This window comes from Endozoicomonas sp. ALB115 (genome assembly GCF_049310245.1).
GTDB lineage: Bacteria > Pseudomonadota > Gammaproteobacteria > Pseudomonadales > Endozoicomonadaceae > Endozoicomonas.
This window is the reverse complement of the sequence record NZ_JBLYZG010000016.1, coordinates 1-19,511: the sequence shown is the minus strand read 5'-3', so window position 1 is coordinate 19,511 and position 19,511 is coordinate 1. Positions and strand designations below refer to the sequence as shown.

Here is a 19,511-nt window from a genome sequence, read left to right as displayed (position 1 = left end):
TTTTTTTGGTTACTGGGTAGATTTCCTTAATACCCTTAAGAGGTTCCAGAAGAAAAACAGACGGTGTGGCCGATTAATCAAATTTTTGGGTGTCTTTTATTTCACCCCAAGTCGTCGGTAACAGCGTGATGGCGCAGTCTGTCAGCACTGTCACCGGGGGCAGCATGCCACTCATCTTCAGCAGCTGCTCTTCAGTCAGTTCAGATTTGCCCGTCACCTGACAGTGTCGCCAGCATCATATTTACCTCTTTCAGGCATTCGTGAAGTTCTATTGCAGCACATGCTGGGCTCGACGGCCAACGTTCCTTTGTCAGCCTTAAAGTTGACTCTGCTCTCATGTTCTGTAGCAGTGTTAAGGCAAGCTTAGGTTTTTTCATAAGCTGCCATTGCCGAACCATAGCAATATCAGCATGATAATTATCTGAAGGCTCACACATTGCCTTCTCATCGGCATGGAGGCTTTTTCTTCTCAGAGTCAGGAGCCGAGCCTCAGCCTGAATGGGCAATCCAAGTTCTTGTTCGCATCGGCTCAGGGTTATATCCAGGTCAGGAATGATCGAAGCCCCGGATGTAGTGCACCATTCAGAACCCCTGAGAACTTGCAGATGATGCTGGGCTTCCGTCAGTTTCTTGTAGGTGTTTTGCTCTACTAGTGACCTTGCAAGCCCTACCAGTGACCTATGGTATTCCAATTCGTCCAGATCCTCTTCCAAGTAGACGCCCCGGAATAACCTTTCCGCATTGCTGAAATTTTGTTTATCCAGTTCTTCGAAGGCGTAATTGATTCTGCCTACGAAGGTATTTAGACCTGGTTTGCGGTTAACCGCATCACTGGTATCTTCATCGGAAGCAACTGCTCTGGAAGAAACCCCAATCTCTTTTTGCCCTGTTGCGGAATCTGCTGTGAAATCTAAATTTACGTGATTAACTGCAGATGGTTCACCGCTGACAGGACTGACGATCCTTCCGAAGACAGTGTTATGCTCCGCTTTAGCCATTTCTGAAGCTTCAGCATAGGGGGCAAAATAATTTCCCCCCTGATTGCATGAGGTTTTAAATAATGGGTCCATGTTTTTTCTCCTATCTTTAATTGTACTTGAGCATGTTGAAAGTCAGTCCTCAAAGGTTATTCATATTCATCAGAGTCTTAAATTAAAAGAAAGTTCCAAAACAGAAGCGAGGGTCAGGTCTTGATTCTTGAATAAAGTCAAGGAAAACGAAAAGCCAGGGTCAGGCCTTTCCATTTGAACACATTCAAGATTCAAGACACTGTTTCTCCCCTAACACCCATGTCAGTGAATCAAACCACAGATATTAATAAACTAAAGCTCATCAAAAACCGTTATCCGTTTTCATATACCAACAAGGAGGTTGAATTATGAACAATCCGATACTGCCCTCAAGCGCTTCCTGGCAGGATTTTTCCAGCTTGCCTGCTCCGGCCATGGAGGAAAACAGCAAGCGTTCCTTATTGTCAAAAGTCGGCAGGGCTGCTGGCAAGGCTGTTGTCATACCATCCCGACTTGCCTCAACGGTGCTTAATGGCGGTATTTTTGCTGCCTATTATGTGACCGCCCTGGCTGCTACCGGGCTTGCGCCGGAGGCACTGTCTTTGGCATGGCCAAAATTGCTGTAGATGTTGCCAGTGGAAAACCACATAAAAGCCTTCATGAATATACCATCACCGCTGGCAGAGAGACCTTCAACTATCTCTCCCGTCCTTACTACACACTGCCAAAACGTGGATCTGAAGCCATATTCGTCGGTGTTGCCATCGTTGCGGTAACTATCCTGGTATTCCTCGCAGGAGGAGGAGGAGCTAATATTGGTGTTGTGCACTTAGATGACAATTCTGACAGCACTGACTATAACCCTTCAGGCATCAAAGCAGCACTGCATCCATACAGACCTTCTATTCTCCTTGGGCGTAAAATCATGGAGAAAACTACCGGGGTCTTGAATCGTGGCAAGGTTATTGACTAACAAAAACCGGGGGCAAAAAACCTGTGTCATCTATGCCCCCGGTTCTCCGTGAGATTCGTTAAAACACCGCAACCGCCGCTACCAAAGCACTCAGGCAGTGCCTGTAACCCAGTCATCACCGGTTGCCCGCCAGTGAGGACAAGCAGTCTTAAAGCACACCATCACCTCAACATTCAGTGTTTGTCCTGTTTTTGAATAGCAATCCATTGAAGGATTTTGAAGACGCACTGAATGAACGCTCACACTGCTAATGACATTGATCAATGATCTGATAATGCAAATGTGCCCACCACGGTCGATATAGTCCGTCATGCACTAAAAGAGAAAAAGAAAAATCATGGAAAAAAACAACCTGATTGGCAGCATTTTTTTGGTCACGGGAACCACTGTTGGAGCCGGGATGATCGCGCTGCCGGTAACCACAGGCACTTACGGGTTTGCAGCGACCCTCTTTATGTTTATCACCGTCTGGCTTGCTTCACTGGTCATCGCCTTCGCTATGCTGGAAGCTAACCTCCAGCACAAAGAGGGTGCCAACCTGATCACGATGATCTCGGTCACTCTGGGGCGACCCGGAGAGATAATAGGGTGGGGAAGCTGCCTATTATTTCTATATTGCATTCTTGCTGCTTATTTGTCTGGCCTGGGGGAGTTAACAGGCTACTCCTTGTCATATATTCTTCCTCTTGACGTCAACAAGACTACATCCGTTGTCGTGATTACGGCTATTGCCTCTGGCTTAATATATTCAGGCATAAGAATGTCAGAAAACATCAATCGCGTTTTTGTGATGGGTATTTTGCTGATATTTATCTCTCTTGCCTTCATTTCCATGCCCTATGTGGAGGCTGACAGGCTGGAAATAACAACATTCAACCCACCATTCTTAGCATTGCCGGTTATTTTTGCCTCTTTTGGCTATCTGGTCATAGTGCCCACTTTGCGAAGCTATCTACACAGTGACGTGAGAAAAATAAAGATTGCCTGTGTGGTTGGTAGCCTTATACCACTGATCATGTACATTTTATGGGCAACGATTGTCATTGGTGTAATACCTGTTAATGGTGACAACGGTATAGAAAGCATTCTGCACTCTGGTGACCCATCAACAGGCATTTTACGGGCCATGGCAGAGTTCACAGACAATAACAATGTTGTATTGATATTCAAGGCATTCTTTTTTTTAGCCATTGCCACGTCATTAATTGGTGTATCCCTGGGAACATTTGATCTTATTTCGGATGGTTTGCAGGCCAACAATATCAAACCCGGCAAGTTTACCCTGACTTTACTGACTTTTGTGCCACCTGCTCTGATAGTCATATTGCTGGATACTGTATTTTTAACGGCACTTGGTTATGCCGCAATATTTTCTGCTGTTGTCTTTGGCATCATTCCGGCCGTACTGCCCTGGGCCGGAAGAAACAAGGGTATCAAAAGCAGTTATCAGTTACCTGGCGGAAAAATAGCTTTCACTTTAATTATTCTCTTTTCCATTGCGGTGATAGTCGCTGAGCTATAAGTAGTTAACCAAATGAAATCATATATTTCTGACTAAGTTGTCAGTCACTCTGCGGCGTTGCAACTGCCCACTTAGCCAGAAATATACGATTCCATTTGGCCAACTACTTACAGCATGAATGATGCATAATTTCAAAAGGATATGAATATGAAAAATAATGTTATTAAAGACCTGGTAAAAATTTGCAAGTACGCCGGTGGCCGCTTCGACCTTGTTCAGGCTGGCGGGGGGAATGCCGGGGCTAAAGTGGATACAGGCAAACTGCTGGTCTCTCAGGGAGTGGGTTGCGTCCTTTCAGAAACGGAATTGAATCATGGTTATGTAACCGTTGACAGTAAAAAAATACTGGACGTTTTAGATAACGAAGACCTGTTGAAAAAATACAGCCTGAAAGAGAGTGTTAAAATAGCCAATCAAGCGATCAGGGAAGCTAATGAATTGCCGGATATAAAACCCACCGCCGAAGTCTTTCTTCATGCCCTCCTCCCTTTTAAATACACCCTGCATTTGCATCCTGTCCTTATCAATGCCCTGTTGATAAACCGTGATGCCCAAAAAATCATATCAAACCTATACCCGGATGCCGGTTTTGTCGGGTATGCCGCCCCCGGGCTGGAAGTGTCCATTCTTTTCGCCCAGTACATGCAAAGCCTCACAGAGAAGCCGCATCTCTACTTTATGAAAAATCATGGCATTATGGTTGGTTATGATACTGTCGAAGGCTTAATGGCCATTGTTGAAAACATGATGGCTATTGCTGAAAAATACTTTGCAGTTGATTACAGCCACATGAAAAATGCGACAAAAATTGCTGAACTCTATAGCGCAATAACTGGCATTCAGTGCATAGTTCACTGTTGCAACGACCAAACCATCAACCAGGTATACCGTGATGACAAAGAGGCCTTTTTCTTTACTCCCTGTTATCCTGATCAATATGTGTATAATGCGGTTCTGCCGGTGGAGTTGAACGAGTTATCGGCTCAGGAGATTGTGGATTTTAAAATCCATAATAATAATTTTCTGCCAGGTGTCGTGGTGTACCAGGATAACATCTACTTTGTATCTACCAATTTAAAAATCACCCATGAGATGGAAGAAGTTTTCAGATCTCACCTGTTAATTGTTACCCTGAACAAACAAAACAGAAAAAAAATAGATACATTAGACAACAGCTTACACAATATTCTATTTTCGGTTAATCCGTTAAACCGATATCATTAGTGCAACTGATTCTCGATGAACCAGTAAGAGACTGTTGCAATGTTTCTTCCCAAGGAAGATATTAAGGAATTCATCACAGAAAACCGGTAACTATACTCCGCTGTCATTCCGTACAGGCGACTGCATGGATGCAGAGTAAGCCGGTGGATTTTTCGCTGCTAATGCCCTTGACGTCTACCGTAAGAGGCTGCCCTACTGCGGCGGTACCGAAAAAAAGAACGGTAACCGCCTTGGGGCTACCTGGCCCGGAATAATTTTTACAAGATACCCGGAAGCACTGGATTTAATGGGTCCACTTTCTGCTTATCTACCCATTGTCTCAGGCCTTCGCTGGTTTCGATGCCCGGCAAACTGGTGACGGTCTGCACCCAGATAAGGCCACCAACCCATGCAAAAGCTTCCGTTGGTGCCCCATCATTTACAAACGTATATTCTCTTTCCGTTGTGCATGCCAGGGGATTAATACCACTGGTAATCGGTTCGTTGGCCTCAGGCTCAACTCCATCAGTCTGCGTGGAGAACCCCCTGGTGGTTCTTCCAGTTGCCGGAGGGTAGTCGAATTCGTCGTAGGCAGGCACGTCAGCTGATTCGCCTCCACGGAAGTTGCCGCCACGAAAGGTGCCTCCACGAAAGGTGCCTCCACGAGAGTTGGCCCCACCAAACAAGCTTCCGAAATCAAACATTTCTCTGGACCCCAACATATTTTTTGACACCTTTGCTTCTCGCACCAAAGCATCCTCTGACTGTTTCAACAAGGTAAATCCGAAGGGAATGGCCAGTCCGGCCTCCCTGGACATGGCCGTTTTGCGGTCAACCCCCATGGCTTCCAGTATGGGTGCCACTTGTTGAATGCCAATGTTGTGCCTTTCTGAATCATTGCGCCCTTGTCCATGGGAAAAAAGCGCTCTCGAAGACGATGGCCGTTCCCCTCCAAACCGCGATACCTCGTGAAGGGCAAAGCCGACATGATGAAAGTCAGCACCTTGATGCAGCCCTTTGGGCATACGCAGCGCCACACTGAGGGGAATCAGTTTATCCATGCCCCGGGGCGAGAACTTCGACAGATACCTCGCTCTGATTGTGCTGTGCAGATCCACAGTGAATTCAGAACCTTCCAGTGCCTTTTCACTACTGGCGCACAGATACACCTGAACGATGGGTATATTCGTATCATCTTTTTTGCCATGATCCCCGATACCCGCAAGCTGCAAACGTTCCTGAACTTCAACAGGAAATTTATCCAGCGTTAGCCATGAAACGTTGACAACAGGCTGAATGTCCTGATTGTTACCGACAACACTCACGCCAATATCGGCCGTTGATACGGAATCGTTGCGAAATACGTTTACTGAAGTCATCCGGACCTGCTCAGCGAGGGAAGTTAACCGCTCCCCACTGGCCACTGTAGTCGTCTTCGGCTGTGTGCACTGGCCACTCATACGCGTCAGGATTTGAGCCATGTTGTTCATGGCAGTCCCGGTTCCGGAAGGGTCCAGGGAGTAATGCTCAAGCTGACGGGTAAACAAATCAAGGCCTTTATTACATCGCTGCTGTTCAGGGAGTTCACTTGCCCGGCTCCCCGCCATCGCATCGTCATAGGCAGGGGGCGCTGATGGGGCTGGATTTTCCGGTGGATAATGAAGGGCTTGTTGTTCCCTGGGGAGCTGCTGAAAAACATCAGGATTCATTGCCTGGCCGGTGGTACCACCATCACCAGAAGGAAATCCCTCACTTGAAGGAAGACCAGCGGACATGCCGGGTAAACCATGCTCACCGGCTTCCTGCTCCCGCTTATGCACATTGATTTCATCGATCAGGCAATCAATTCCCATGCTCAAGCAGCTGTTAGGTTCCCGGATAAGCTTACAAAATTTTGTCGCTTCAGGCCCTTCAACGCCCTCCCCAAGATTCAGGAATTCCTTTTGGAGGTGCTGGAGCAGCCCGGTAATAAGCTGGCGCTTTTCGCCGCCAGGACAACTGGACTTATCAATATTGGCAAACCCTGAAACCCTGAGCTGCTCTCTCAGTGCTTTAATTTTGAAGCCAGGATCCGGATCCGCTGCCGTGCAGAGTTTTCTAGCGATCTCTTGGACCTCCATTACTTTCCTGTTTTGCAGGAATTTAGCAAGATCCATGTGCGTTATGTTACTGCGCTCAATTCGCCTGACTGCCTGGCTGCCAACGGGTTGTGGTAGCAATGGATTTTGGGGAATGAATTGAAGGTTTGATTTGGTAATATTCATAATCGATCAGCTCTAAATACAAATTTTCCTTATTAGATTGCCTGGTTGGCTAAAAGTTCAATTGATAATGATTGGCTATTGAAACATTTGGGGAAATGCGGAACTTTTATCAGAAAAAAGTGATTAGTCAGTTATAGTTTCACAATTCAACAAACCAACAGGTTAATTTTCAAATGGACAGAGTTCTTGCAGACTCAAAAGCAGCACTCTGCGCTAATCAACCTTGCCAACAGGTTCTTTCAGAAAATTCCATACCTACTGAAGATTCGAGTCTGCAGCCACGACTGCTGGCTATTTTGCACAAATACCCACTTCAGCCCGTGAAAACTACCTGAAGCAGGAAGTAACTAACCAGAAGACACCATCTCCCCCCCTTTCAATCGATGATTTTTCAATATCCAATTCACCAGCTACTACTAAAGAGTTACGACTTCCTCAGGCAACTGATCTTCTGTCTCTGGTGAGTCTGAAAACGTTACGCTTGAAAAGGTGCGCGTTAAGTTTAAAAAAGATTTGCGCATTTCCCCAACACTCAGGGAGATCGAAGCCAGATTCCACCAAACCGAAAAAGGCAAGGCATGGGAAGCCGACAAAAAAGCATTTAAAAAGTCCTTTATAATCGATGTATAAGGAAATGAAGGAGAAGAAGAGTCGGCAGCTAACCCAGACAAAATCGAATCATCTCCCCCCGGACATGCCTTGAATGGAACCTGATAATCCCGATAAGGTCAAACGTCGGCATTTACAGTCCATAGTTCTATTGTGACAAGGTCTCTGATCCAGAGTAAAGGTCGCTGGGAACAACTTTGGTCAAACGTATTGTCAGGCAAGGTTTAATTGACGAATGAGTCAGTTATCAAATCGAGAGAGCACCCTTCTTGTTACCCACTGATTCTAATAGCAGAAAAGAAAGTCAGTCATGCCTTTTCAGGCCAGTTAAAAAGTCGAACATCGCGTATGTTATAACAACTTGCTACTCGGTTAGTGATTTTGCATATGCATGTGTTTTTTAATTATATTCCATATGTTTTATTTTTTAAGATTGAGCAATGAATATGATTCCAATTAATGACTTTAATAAATGTAAAACTACCCAAAGTGTTTTTAAAACTGTTGAATTGATCAGCACTGGCTTTAAAAGTCGATATATCAGAGTTTGTGAGAATGAATCAATGGTTCGACTTATCATAAAACCGGACAATCTTACTCTTAATAGCTATCAAAAAGAATTGTTAATTTATCGGCACATTCAGAGTGTTTGTTTAGAGAAGCGAATAGAGTGGCCGACTTACATCCCGAAATTCTACGGTGAATGCTACGTAAGAATGGTTGGAGAGTCTGAGGATAGCGATGTGGTTCTTGATTTTATAGAGGAGGGTAAAGATCTGCATTCTGAGCAGAAAACAGACCGCCATGATTTACAGAGGGCGATTGCGATTGAGTATTTCCCACCTCCCTATAAGTCTCTTGCAAGCTTGAGTGATGTTGAAAGGCAGGCCCTTGATGAATATGTTGCGATAGATGCGGCTATGTCATTGAGGGATTTTCATAACACATACAATACTTGCATTGATCTGGATCTCCATATTCATAATGTTTTATTCAACCCACAAGAAAGGTCAATCGTATTTATTGACTTTGAGCATTCCAAAATTTGCCTTGACGAGGATAAATTGACTGATGGTGATATTGAATTAATGGCTAGAAGCTTTTTTAGTAATATGGAAGCAGCTTATATTCCTCTTACCGAACATCAGTCTTATTTTCATGACTATAGATTAGCCCTTGCATGTATTAGTGGAAAATATGGAACAGACTATGAGCTAAGAACTATTGAGAGCCGTCACCCCATATTTGATTCTATAAAGGAAGGAAATCTGGATGCTTTGAAAAGTTGTGTCACCACTGAGTTGTTAAATACTTTACGATCATCTCAACATGACAAAACTCCCTTGATGGAAGCTGTGTTCCGAGGAAATATTGATATCGCAGAGTATCTGATAGATTGCGGTGCTGAGGTTAACTCAAAATCGGGTATTTATCATTCAACACCAATATGGAGGGCCGTTTTTGATGGAGATCTACCAATGGTTAAATTACTTGTAAAGTATGGGGCAGATGTCAGCGAACCTAATAAAGATAGCCAAACTCCACTGGATACTGCTTATATTAAAGGGTGTGATAGCATTATTGAAACATTATTAATGCATGATGCAAAGAGAGGTGATGAATTAACGCAGTTAAAGATCTAAACATGATTGGGTGAAAGTCTCATACTGACTGTCTTTTCAGAGTTTGCGCTCCACGGAATGCCCCATAGCAACAAATTTCGCCCGGCCTGGTATAGGGTAACGGCCAAACACCGGTATGATGCTTACTGGAATACGACACCGTTCCAGTGAGAGGCAGGTTAGCCATAAAGGGCAAGAGTTCCTTGCGGTTAAGTTTCTTTTTGAGAGCCACATGACCTTTGGCATCAACACCATGTAACTGGAAACTCTTTTACTCAGATCAATTCCGAAAAAAGCTACCTGACCTTTTTATTAGTTCCTGATTTGTTACGCTTGCCCATGGTTCGCTCCGTTTCTTATTCTGAATGATGTTCCGTAAAACTCATTCTATCTTGGCTCATTTGAAGCCGTTTTGGGAGCGGGGCGGACCATTCCATTAGGTCTTTAATTATGAGTGACAGCTGTTGCTTATACTAATAAGAAAAGACATTTGCACAATGCAAGACCGGCCCCCTGCTTTTCTTCAATCCACTATCAGAGCATGAAGTGGTGGTCCTGAGCCGTACCAAGAATGGCGACATTACCAATATCACGCTACAAATTTGGGAAATAAGAGATGCTGGCACCCCGAATTGCAGACAACACGTATTTTGAAAACATTCACAACCTGATGATCAAACTCACTCTTTATGATAGTGCCTATTGGAAGCTGCCCGGAAACTTCCCGGCCTTTGGCCTGTCCATTAAGACATGAAACTAATGATCATGCCGGTAATCACTGGCCAAGACAGGAATGGTACAAGCCAGTGAGCAACCCTCTCTATGCAACCGCTGCCGGCCTTTCCAAGGTGCCGGATTGCCCTGTAAATCCGCCTGCTAAAACCATACGCTCCAAATCCCCGCCCACTGTCGCATGCCCAAAGGTCTGCCCGCAAACACAACCGTTGTGGCAAAGAACGATTACCAAACTTCCTCCTGAACTTTTAGTCATGATTTTTGACTACCTGGAATTCGATGATATTCGGCATGTCAATGCAACCTGTCTGGCATTTCGGGATGTGGTCATAGAATACAAATACATCCAGGAACTGTCTTATTTTGCCCGACTTCCCCTGAGCTTTCGGGAACAGTACCAGCCAACGGCCCGGTGGCAGAAAAAATCCCTGCCCTTTCATCCATTTGATCATTCAGCACCGCTGAACGCCAGGAGGATATGGTTCAGGGACAGGATAATAAACAACCTGCCTCAGATGTCGGCATTACTGTGCCTTACCACCCTGGGGAAGATGGAACCGTGCCCGGCTTATCGTATGGTTCCGCGATTTAAAGTCACTCTCCCCACGTCTGAAGCAGTGCAACAAGATTCTGACGATCCTGATCTTGTTCGCTTCAGCCCGTCCAGTCGTCATCTGTTGTTTTATGGTCGTTGTTTTAATGACGCTCGAATTCTGGCCAAGGATGACCGGGGGCAATGGGCACAACAGCCCCTGAATTGGTCCGATAACCGCGGCAGTCGGGTGATTACCGCGGCAAATTTCAGTGCTTGCACAAATCGCCTGTTAACCTGCAGCAGTGCGGGCTACATTAATACCTTGCACCCGGCGCACCGCTGTTGGGAAGAGGTTGGCGAAGAAATAATGCTGTCCAATCAGGTCGTCCAATTCAGCCCTTCAGGGAACTATATGGCGACCTACAGCAGGTCCAACCCTCTGAGAATCTGGCGCATGGAAGGAAATAACCAGTGGCAGGAAATGGAGGTGTGCGGCTTCTGCCCTGGAGTAAGCATTGTTGAAATCCTGTTCAGTCCATCGGAGCAGCATCTGTTACCGAAAGGTTTGTATGAATTAACCATATTATCTCTGAATGATCGTGGAGCCTGGTCAGCGCAGATAATATTAGAAACATCCTGTACTTGCATAGAGTATATGGATTATTCCAGATTCAGCCCAGTGGCGGATCAGCTTCTGGTCGGTTACTACAGTACTTTACCCAAAACTGGAAGGGTCTCTATTTTCAGCCCGGAACCCTCGGGAGAATGGCAAGAGACGATTATTTCCCCGGACTTCAAACTGCTTGAATTCAGCTCTACCGGTAAATACTTGTTCAAGAAATACCCCTGTGGCCCTAATTTGCAGCTATGGCCCAGACCGGAAAAATTGTCGGACTGGTGGCTGAATCCTCCTCTCTTGCCGCACCCGGATGCCCCATCAACAGCGATGCATGACTCAGTAATAGTGCTCAAACATGAATCTCGTTTAGATAAGGCGCAGTTCAGTCCGTCTGACAGCCACTTACTGGTCAGTTGTAAAACCGGTACGATCTATATCTGGGGGAAGAATCAGGCAGGCGAATGGTCAATACAAGCCATCAACAGGGACTGCAATCCAACCGCTAACCCCTGCTTCAGTCTGTCTGGCCTGCATGTGCTGACTAGCAACCTTACAATGGTAGGCATCCTGGGGCGCAGTCAGCAAAAGGACTGGCCGCTCAAGGGGATTATCAGGCAAGACGATATCCTGAAAGCCTACTTCAATCCACTATCAGAGCATGAAGTGATGGTCCTGAGCCGTCATACGGATGGTGACATTACCAATATCACTCTACAAATCTGGGAAACAAGAGATGCTGACAAGCTGGATTAAAGGCACTGGTCTGCGTGGTATGAGCAATGCAGACTCATCTTATTCAGAAGAGAACATCTATATGACTGATCAATCTCTACCAGAGACACCAACTGGCGTCCTCATGGGTAGAGAGGTCACAGTCTTGAAAAAGAGTAAACCTTCATCGCTCAATTTTCCCCCGGTAGCAGATAAAGCAAAATCAACTACAATCGTGGAAGAATCACAACATATTAAGAGAACCTTAGAGGAAACTTCCTGCGCATTTGCAAGATGTGTTTCACTTCATAATGAGATTAAGGTAGATAGTAGATTGTTATCCAACGTTGCTTCTGAAAAACAGGATATAGATAAAGAATACTTGCCTGAAAAACCTCTCATAAAAGCAAGTGACTCATTTTCATCTGCATTAGAATTGAGTATTAATGAACTAAACAATGAGGATGCATGCCACACGACGGTATCAGTTCTTGAAAAAAACTTCTCTAAAGAAGAGTACTCGAGACCTTATATTTTTTTCCCTTATGATCAGCAGATATATAAGACGTACATCAATAGTGACCCAGAACATAATTATATTTTTATACATAAGATTTATTATTTACTTCCTAATGTTAAAGTATATTCTCATGATTTCGTTATTCTCAGAAAAAATAACCTTTTCGAAATCTTACAGTCGATGGTAGGTGCATTCAGTCTTGATCAATGGCTCACTGGCGATCCTTCAACAATAATCGCAAACAAAAAAAATTATCAACGTGCCAATGATTTAAATCTGTTTTCCCGGGACAACGAATCTCCACCATTTTTTACTAAAGAGAAGAAGGATAAAATAAAAAGATTGGGAGAAGAATTAAAAAAAACTGAACAACCATTTTATAAAGCAATAAAAACAAGAAAAAATAAACCTTGCTCTAAAGCTGTTTTTAACCAGAAAATTTTACCCACATTGTTTTCAGCTTTAAGTAATTCAGATGATCACCCCTACTTCAGAATGTTCGCAGTTTCAAGAAGATACTTAAACATAAGACCAGAATATCAACTGCTTTTAGAGGTATACAATGCACAAATATAAGTGGCCCACCCACCTTGCCCATTGTGGCCTATTCCGATCGAGCTTTGCCGTGAAAGAAAATTGCCACGGAGGCACAGAGACACGGAGAACAGAAAAACGCTTTTCCTCTGCGTCTCCGTGATTCTGTGGCTAAAGCTTTCATGACAGAGGGTGACAAACCATCGTCATGAACATTTGTACCCTTCGTGGCACCATTTTAACTTCCCGAAGCCGGGAGCAGGCGCTCAATGTCTACCTTGAGAATGGAACCTGATAATCATATTGAGGTCAAACATTGGCATTTACCGTCCTGGGGTTTATTTTGCAAGCGACAGCATCAAATCCCCCCCATCCAAAGCCTGCCTACCGGGCTGGCCAACAAGCCATCCCAGGCAGATTTACTGGCCGGTCCAGAAGTACATTTATCGGTAAAAGAATATCAAATCATCAATTGCACAGAAGAAGAACCAGTACCCCGGATGATGGCCAATGTATTGAAGATGCCTTTTGGAAAAGTAAACCATTACACGGACGTCAAATCACCTCAGGTGTCGTGCTAAGGGCCTATAGAAATGACAGGACATCTCTGAGAGCTGGCTTCTTCCTGCAAAAACTTTGCTTACAGAACATTCTGCATGACAATAAAAGAAAAATTACCCCGGATCAGGTCATTCAGGAATTCAACCGGAAGCCAAATCGAAACAATAAGCAGACATTGGCAATAGCACGTTTCAAAGCGGAATGTTGCCTGAGGAACCTGCTGTTGAATGGCCAGCGGGTCACATCGGATGAAGTGGTTGAAGGTTATCAGGCAGCCACAGCCACACTGGAGTTAGCCCGTTTCAAGGAAGAGTGTTGCCTGAGACACCTGTCGTTGAATGGCAAGGCAGTCACACCGGATGAGGTGCTTGGGGATTTCCCGGATAGTCCGGAAGGCAGACTGGGGATGGCACGCTTCCAGGCGGAGTGTTGCCTGAGAAGTCTTTGGTTGCATGGCCAGCAGGTCTCACCGGATTCCGTAGTTGAGGGTTTTCAGGCCGTCAGGGCAACACTGGCGCTGGCGCGCTTCAAAGCGGAATGTTGCCTTAGAGGCCTGTTATTGAATGGCCAGCAGGTCTCACCGGATTCCGTGGTGGAGGATTATCAGGCCGCCAGTGCAACGCTGGAGCTGGCACGCTTCAAAGCGGAATGTTGCCTGAGAGGTCTCTCGTTGAATGGCCAGCAGGTCTCGCCGGATTCCGTGGTTAAGGATTACCTGGCAGCCAAAGCAACACTGGAGTTGGCGCGATTTAAGGAACACTGTTGTCTGAGGAGTCTGCCGTTGAATGGCCAGCCAGTCACACCAGATGCAGTAGTCAAGGGTTATCAGGCCACCAAAGCAACACTGGAGCTGGCACGATTCAAAGCGGAATGCTGCCTGAGGAGCCTGCCGTTGAATGGCCAGCCGGTCACACCAGATGCGGTGATTGAGGATTTCCCGGATAGCCCGGAAGGCCAGCTTGGGATAGCGCGCTTCAAACAGGAATGTTACCTGAGGGGGCTTTTTGTGGATGGCCAACAGATAACAGCGGATGCAGTGGTTAATAATTTCCCGGATAGTCCGGAAGGCAGACTGGGGATAGCGCGCTTCAAACAGGAATGTTGCCTGAAGGGCTTGGCGTTGAACGGCCAGCAGGTCATACCCGATCAGGTGGTTAAGGATTATCGGGCCGCCAAAGCAACACTGGAGCTGGCACGCTTCAAAGCGGAATGTTGCCTGAGGGGCCTGTCGGTGAATGGTCAGCAGCTCACAGCGGACGACGTGGTTAAGGATTTTCAGGCCGCCAATGCAACGCTGGAGCTGGCACGCTTCAAACAGGAATGCTGCCTGAGGGGCCTCCCGTTGAATGGCCAGCCACTCACACCCGGTGAGGTGGTTAAGAGTTATCAGACCGCCAATGCCACTCTCGAGCTGGCGCGCTTCAAAGCGGAATGCTGCCTGAGGGGTATGCCGTTGAATGGCCAGCAGCTTACACCCGGTGAGGTGGTCAAGGATTTTCAGGCCGCCAATGCAACTCTCGAGCTGGCGCGTTTCAAAGCGGACTGTTGCCTGAAGGGCCTGGCATTGAATGGCCAGCCGGTCACACCGGATGAGGTGGTTAAAGATTATCAGGTCACCAGGGCAACACTGGCACTGGCACGCTTCAAACAGGAGTGCTGCCTGAGGGGCCTGGCATTGAATGGACAACCAGTCACACCAGATGAGGTGGTCAAGGATTTCCCGGATAGTCCGGAAGGCAAACTGGGAATATCGTGTTTAAAAGCGGAATGCAGCCTCAGGGGCCTGCCATTGAATGGCCAGCTGATCTCGCCGAATACGGTGATAAAGGATTATCACGCACTCAAAGCGAAACTTGAATTATCGTACTTTAAAGCAGCATGTTACCTGGGGAACCTGCCATTAAATGACCAGTCGGTCACACCGGATGAGCTGGTCAAGGATTTCCCGGACAGTCCGGATGGTAAACTGGGGATTGCCCGTTTCAAAACGCAATGTTGCCTGAGGGACTTGCCGTTAAATGGTCAGCTGGTCACACCGGATGCAGTGGTTAAGGATTATCAGGCCACCGAGGCAACACGGGAATTGGCACACTTCAAAGCCGAATGTTACCAGAGGGGTTTGGCGTTGAATGGCCAACCGGTCACCCCGGATACGGTGATTAAGGAATATGAACGGTGTGGTTGGTTACGCGATAGAGATTTTTTTTATTCTCATCTGCCATTGAAGGCAAGATCTCAGTTAAGTTTAAGTATTTCCTGATCCCCAGCAATGTGGGCACACCACCGGTCGATTGCTGCTTTGGCATCCACTCCATGTAACTGGAAACTCTTTTTGCTCAGATCAATTCCGAGAATAACAACCTGATTTCAAAAAGCAATGCCCTCGAAACCTGCGTGGTGACGCTGAATGGGCATACCGGCTGGGTGAGCTCAGTCGCGACATTGCCCGATGGGCGGCTGGCTTCGTGCTCTGAAGACACGACCGTAAAGGTGTTGGATCTGAGCAAACCACTGCGCAAAGAGCCAAAGGTGATGACGAACAATAGACACACGGGCGGGGCGAACTCAGTCACGACAGCGACCGATGGACGACAGGCTTCTGGTTCTCCTCCTCTGAAGAGAAGAAAAACCACTGAATAAGGTAAAAAATACCAATGGTATCGATTCTGAAAATTTCCAGCACAAGGAGTCAGAAATATATAATTTCATATGGTTAGCTGTTTACGGCCGGGTCTGGAAAAACAGACGCCTCCCATCAATGATTCGATGTAATGGGCGGATTACCACGCCGATCCTTGCCAATGGGCAGCCATCAATTAACGTCAGATTTATTGCATTGTCGGACAGGAACTTTAGCGCTGCTCACCGGTCAAAGGCACCATGCCTAATAATGCCGTTGATAATGCTTCCACTCTTCCCCCCCGGGATACAACTCCGTCTGGTAATCCGCCGGGAGAAAAGAACACAGAGGGGGTTTCGGTGGTTCCTCTTAAACAAGTGTCGCCTTTACTGGCATTACCCGATGAAATGCTGACTCAAATTGCTGACAGCCTGACGTTCGTCGAATTTCATCGCCTGGCTTCAACAAGCAGCCGCTTGCTTACCCTGTTCAATACCGAAGAAAAATTGAAAAAACTGTCCGCTCAATATTACGGCCCTGCTTCTGACGCATACAGAAAAACAATTGAAAACAGGGATATACCTGCGGTTCCTGACCATGACATTGAGGACCCTCTATTACGGTTGGCTTACCTTCGATACGTCAGCAATAACTACCTGATTGCACAAAGCAATTCCCTGAACACCTGCATGGCGACCTTGAGGGGGCATACCCACGGGGTGGTCTCAGTCACGGCATTGCCCGGCGGGCGGCTGGCTTCCTGCTCTAATGACGGGAACATAAAGGTGTGGGATCTGAGCAGGCCCAAGGGGCAGGAATGCGTGGTGACGCTAAAAGAGCATAAGACCTTTGTGAATGCTCTCACGGTATTGCCCGATGGTCGGCTGGCTTCCTGTTCTTCTGACCGGACCGTAAAGGTGTGGGATCTGAGCAGGCCCAAGGGGAAGGAATGCGTGGCGACGCTGAGAGGGCATACCAGCGGGGTGATCTCAGTCATGGTATTGCCCGACGGGCGGCTGGTTTCCTGCTCTGAAGACAAGACCATAAAGGTGTGGGATCTGAGCAAGCCCAAGGGGCAGGAATGCGTGGCGACGCTGAATGAGCATACTCACTACGTGATTTCTGTCGTGGTATTACCCGACGGGCGGCTGGCTTCCTGCTCTGTTGACCAGAGCATAAAGGTATGGGATCTGAGCAAGCCCAAGGGGCAGGAATGCGTGGCAACGCTGAATGGGCATACCGGCTGTGTGAAATCGGTCAAGGTATTGCCCAATGGCCAACTGGCTTCCTGCTCTGATGACCAGACCATAAAGGTGTGGGATGTGAGCAAGCCCGACGGGCAGCAATGCGTGGCGACACTGAATGTGCATGCCAACTGTGTGAGATTCACGGTATTGCCCGATGGGCGGCTGGCTTCCTCCTCTGCTGCCGGGACCATAGAGGTGTGGGATCCGAGCAAGCCCGACGGACAGCAATGCGTATTGACGCTCAGAGGGAATACCGGTTGGCAGCTCTCAGTCACGGTATTGCCAGATGGGCGGCTGGTTTCCTGCGCTAATAAGGGGTTCGTAAACGTTTGGGATCCGAGCAAGCCCGACGGAGAGCAATGTGTGGCGACGCTGAAGGTCCATGCCGGGAGAGTGTCATCAGTCACGGTGTTGCCCGATGGGCGGCTGGCTTCCTGCTCTGACGACAAGACCGTCCAGGTGTTGGATCTGAGCAAACCACTGCGCAAGAAGCGAAGGGTGCTGATGAGGAATAGGCGCACGGACGGGGTGAACTCAGTCACGACAACGACCAATAGACGGCAGGCTTCTGGTTCTCCCCCTCTGAAGAGAAGAAAAATCACTGAATAAGGTAAAAATGCGAAGAAGCGAGGATCAGGTCTTGATTCCTGAATAAAGTCAAGAAAAACGAAAAGCTAGGGGAAGGCCTTTGTATTTGAACACATTCAAAATTCAAGACCTGACAATGTTTATTTAAAATATCTAGCTGTGTTTAGTGCCTTGCATATTAAGAATATTCTGTATCCTGGAATCCAGTTTCTGTTTTAATTCCTGATAATCTTTATTACCTTGTGTCACGAAAAGTACATTGTCGAGAACTTCGTGGCCATCGTTTATAATCTTTTGTAATTTTTTGGCCGAAGTAATGACTGTATTCTCAGCATTTGAAATACATTCCGTGACTTGATAAGCAGTGATATTTGTTCTGATGTCAGGCAGCAGCCGGGCAGCGCCATCATGGGTAGAACTCAGAATATACCCTGCATCCTGTTTGCGTTCCAGTATGCGTTCCAGTTTGTCGAATCTGGGTCTGAATTGCTTCAGGGCCTGTGCTGCTGATTCATCAGTAATCGTTTGTGATGAGTCCATAATGCTGTCAAAGCCAAATTTCAATTCCTTACTCCAGGTTCTCAGATCGCTGATGATTTGTTTTGCAGAGAGGGTTTTCTCGCCGTTCTCAATAGCCGCTAGTTCCAGGCCTATAAAAACAGCAGCCATTGGAATATCACTTACCTCACGGACGATATCGACATACTCTGTTGCCAAATTTGCAAGTTCTTTCATATTCTCCTGCAATTGACCCAGCCTTTGTTGTTCTGCCAACCTATGTTGTTCTGATAGCTGGCCTGTGTTGACCTCCGACTGTGAGTTTGACCGGCCTGCTTCCTGAGCTACGGGTGTCCGAGTGTCCTTTGGGTCAGGCCGTGGCTTTGTAGTCTGAGCACGCAAGTCGCCAGCAGGACTAAGAGTCACCTTCCTGCTGTCAATTTTTCTGTTTAGAGCTTGTGTTAGCCCGGATTCAGGAAAGGTGTTGATGTAACTCTCAGCCTCGACGACTGAGATGGTCCTTGAATGGCCAGAGAAACAGAAAACAGCGAACAGGGCGCTCCACAATCCTTCGGTTTGGTAATTGTATTGAATGTTTTCAAGCCAGCTCAGCTGGACTGAGGTAGATGGCGTCATACGGTACTTTCCAGGGTCAGTTATTTTTTGAAGGCTTTAGTACAAATTTGACCAGTAAGACCTGAGCAAGTTCATTTTTAATGGCAGATCCTATGAACAATATTCTGATCATTTCGGTTCCCTGGAATTTTTGTTATGTATACTTACTCCTGATCTTTAGAATCTTTGCCGAAAAGATTCTCAAAACCTGTGAGTGTTTTGAAATATTCATTGAACTCTCTAGCAAACTTATCATGCGTTTTATCAGATTTGCCATAAATAATGCTGGTGTTTTCAGGTAATGCACGGGCTACCTTCCGGTGGCTGACAGCCTCATCAGATGAAACAGCACCACCGTTTTCAAATCTGGAGGTGTTATTATACAGAACAGTATCAGTTGTCACTTTACCTGCTTGAGATAAATCAATGGAAGCGCAGTAATTCCCGATGAATCCTGAAGCACTACAGCCACGAGAGATACAGAAGAGGTAAAAAAATCATGCCCGCACAATTCTTCGACTAAAA

The 19,511-nt window shown here is 46.5% G+C and carries 15 protein-coding genes; 10 read left to right on the top strand and 5 right to left on the bottom strand.

The features are described from left to right. Positions 1-200 precede the first annotated feature (200 nt). Positions 201-1,070 carry a hypothetical protein gene (locus ACO6VE_RS09860; protein WP_422446388.1) on the bottom strand — a complete coding sequence of 290 codons (870 nt, stop codon included), beginning with the start codon at positions 1,068-1,070 and terminating at the stop codon, positions 201-203. Between the two features lie 308 nt (positions 1,071-1,378). Here ACO6VE_RS09860 and ACO6VE_RS09855 point away from each other — a divergent pair, with 308 nt between their 5' ends. From ACO6VE_RS09855 to ACO6VE_RS09840, 4 genes are all read left to right on the top strand, one after another. Next, positions 1,379-1,636, top strand: a complete 258-nt coding sequence (locus ACO6VE_RS09855; RefSeq protein ID WP_422446390.1) for a hypothetical protein — start codon at positions 1,379-1,381, stop codon at positions 1,634-1,636. After that, positions 1,618-1,983 carry a hypothetical protein gene (locus ACO6VE_RS09850; RefSeq protein WP_422446392.1) on the top strand — a complete coding sequence of 122 codons (366 nt, stop codon included), beginning with the start codon at positions 1,618-1,620 and terminating at the stop codon, positions 1,981-1,983. Before ACO6VE_RS09855 ends, ACO6VE_RS09850 begins: the two co-directional genes overlap by 19 nt. 337 nt (positions 1,984-2,320) lie before the next feature. Continuing rightward, entirely contained in the window at positions 2,321-3,505 is a 1,185-nt protein-coding gene (locus ACO6VE_RS09845; RefSeq protein ID WP_422446394.1) for an amino acid permease, read from the top strand. A gap of 147 nt (positions 3,506-3,652) precedes the next feature. Beyond that, positions 3,653-4,729: a class II aldolase/adducin family protein gene (locus ACO6VE_RS09840; RefSeq protein WP_422446396.1), complete on the top strand. Its 1,077-nt coding sequence runs from the start codon at positions 3,653-3,655 to the stop codon at positions 4,727-4,729. A 257-nt stretch (positions 4,730-4,986) separates the two neighbouring features. Here the strand turns inward: ACO6VE_RS09840 and ACO6VE_RS09835 are convergent, their stop codons facing one another. Together ACO6VE_RS09835 and ACO6VE_RS09830 are read right to left on the bottom strand one after the other, a co-directional pair. Beyond that, the gene (locus ACO6VE_RS09835) at positions 4,987-6,972 is read right to left on the bottom strand and encodes a hypothetical protein (RefSeq protein WP_422446398.1); all 1,986 of its coding nucleotides are present in this window, start codon (positions 6,970-6,972) and stop codon (positions 4,987-4,989) included. A gap of 416 nt (positions 6,973-7,388) precedes the next feature. After that, positions 7,389-7,643 (bottom strand): hypothetical protein, encoded by a 255-nt coding sequence (locus tag ACO6VE_RS09830; RefSeq protein WP_422446400.1) that lies wholly within the window; start codon positions 7,641-7,643, stop codon positions 7,389-7,391. 384 nt (positions 7,644-8,027) lie between these two features. On the opposite strand from ACO6VE_RS09830, the gene ACO6VE_RS09825 reads away from it, so the two are divergent. The 6 genes from ACO6VE_RS09825 to ACO6VE_RS09800 all read left to right on the top strand — a co-directional run bounded on the left by ACO6VE_RS09825 (position 8,028) and on the right by ACO6VE_RS09800 (position 17,894). Beyond that, the gene (locus ACO6VE_RS09825) at positions 8,028-9,224 is read left to right on the top strand and encodes an ankyrin repeat and protein kinase domain-containing protein (protein WP_422461073.1); all 1,197 of its coding nucleotides are present in this window, start codon (positions 8,028-8,030) and stop codon (positions 9,222-9,224) included. A gap of 668 nt (positions 9,225-9,892) precedes the next feature. After that, positions 9,893-11,845 (top strand): F-box protein, encoded by a 1,953-nt coding sequence (locus ACO6VE_RS09820; protein WP_422461071.1) that lies wholly within the window; start codon positions 9,893-9,895, stop codon positions 11,843-11,845. Further along, positions 11,826-12,899, top strand: a complete 1,074-nt coding sequence (locus ACO6VE_RS09815; protein WP_422461069.1) for a hypothetical protein — start codon at positions 11,826-11,828, stop codon at positions 12,897-12,899. Before ACO6VE_RS09820 ends, ACO6VE_RS09815 begins: the two co-directional genes overlap by 20 nt. A gap of 430 nt (positions 12,900-13,329) precedes the next feature. Continuing rightward, positions 13,330-15,678, top strand: a complete 2,349-nt coding sequence (locus ACO6VE_RS09810) for a hypothetical protein (protein ID WP_422461067.1) — start codon at positions 13,330-13,332, stop codon at positions 15,676-15,678. 134 nt (positions 15,679-15,812) lie between these two features. Further along, on the top strand, positions 15,813-16,058 hold the full coding sequence (locus tag ACO6VE_RS09805) for a WD40 repeat domain-containing protein (RefSeq protein WP_422461065.1): 246 nt from the start codon (positions 15,813-15,815) through the stop codon (positions 16,056-16,058). 240 nt (positions 16,059-16,298) lie between these two features. Beyond that, positions 16,299-17,894 (top strand): WD40 repeat domain-containing protein, encoded by a 1,596-nt coding sequence (locus tag ACO6VE_RS09800; protein WP_422461063.1) that lies wholly within the window; start codon positions 16,299-16,301, stop codon positions 17,892-17,894. Between the two features lie 132 nt (positions 17,895-18,026). Here ACO6VE_RS09800 and ACO6VE_RS09795 read toward each other — a convergent pair whose 3' ends face one another. Then, entirely contained in the window at positions 18,027-18,608 is a 582-nt protein-coding gene (locus ACO6VE_RS09795; RefSeq protein ID WP_422461061.1) for a hypothetical protein, read from the bottom strand. A 542-nt stretch (positions 18,609-19,150) separates the two neighbouring features. Further along, on the bottom strand, positions 19,151-19,390 hold the full coding sequence (locus ACO6VE_RS09790) for a hypothetical protein (RefSeq protein WP_422461059.1): 240 nt from the start codon (positions 19,388-19,390) through the stop codon (positions 19,151-19,153). Positions 19,391-19,511 lie beyond the last annotated feature (121 nt).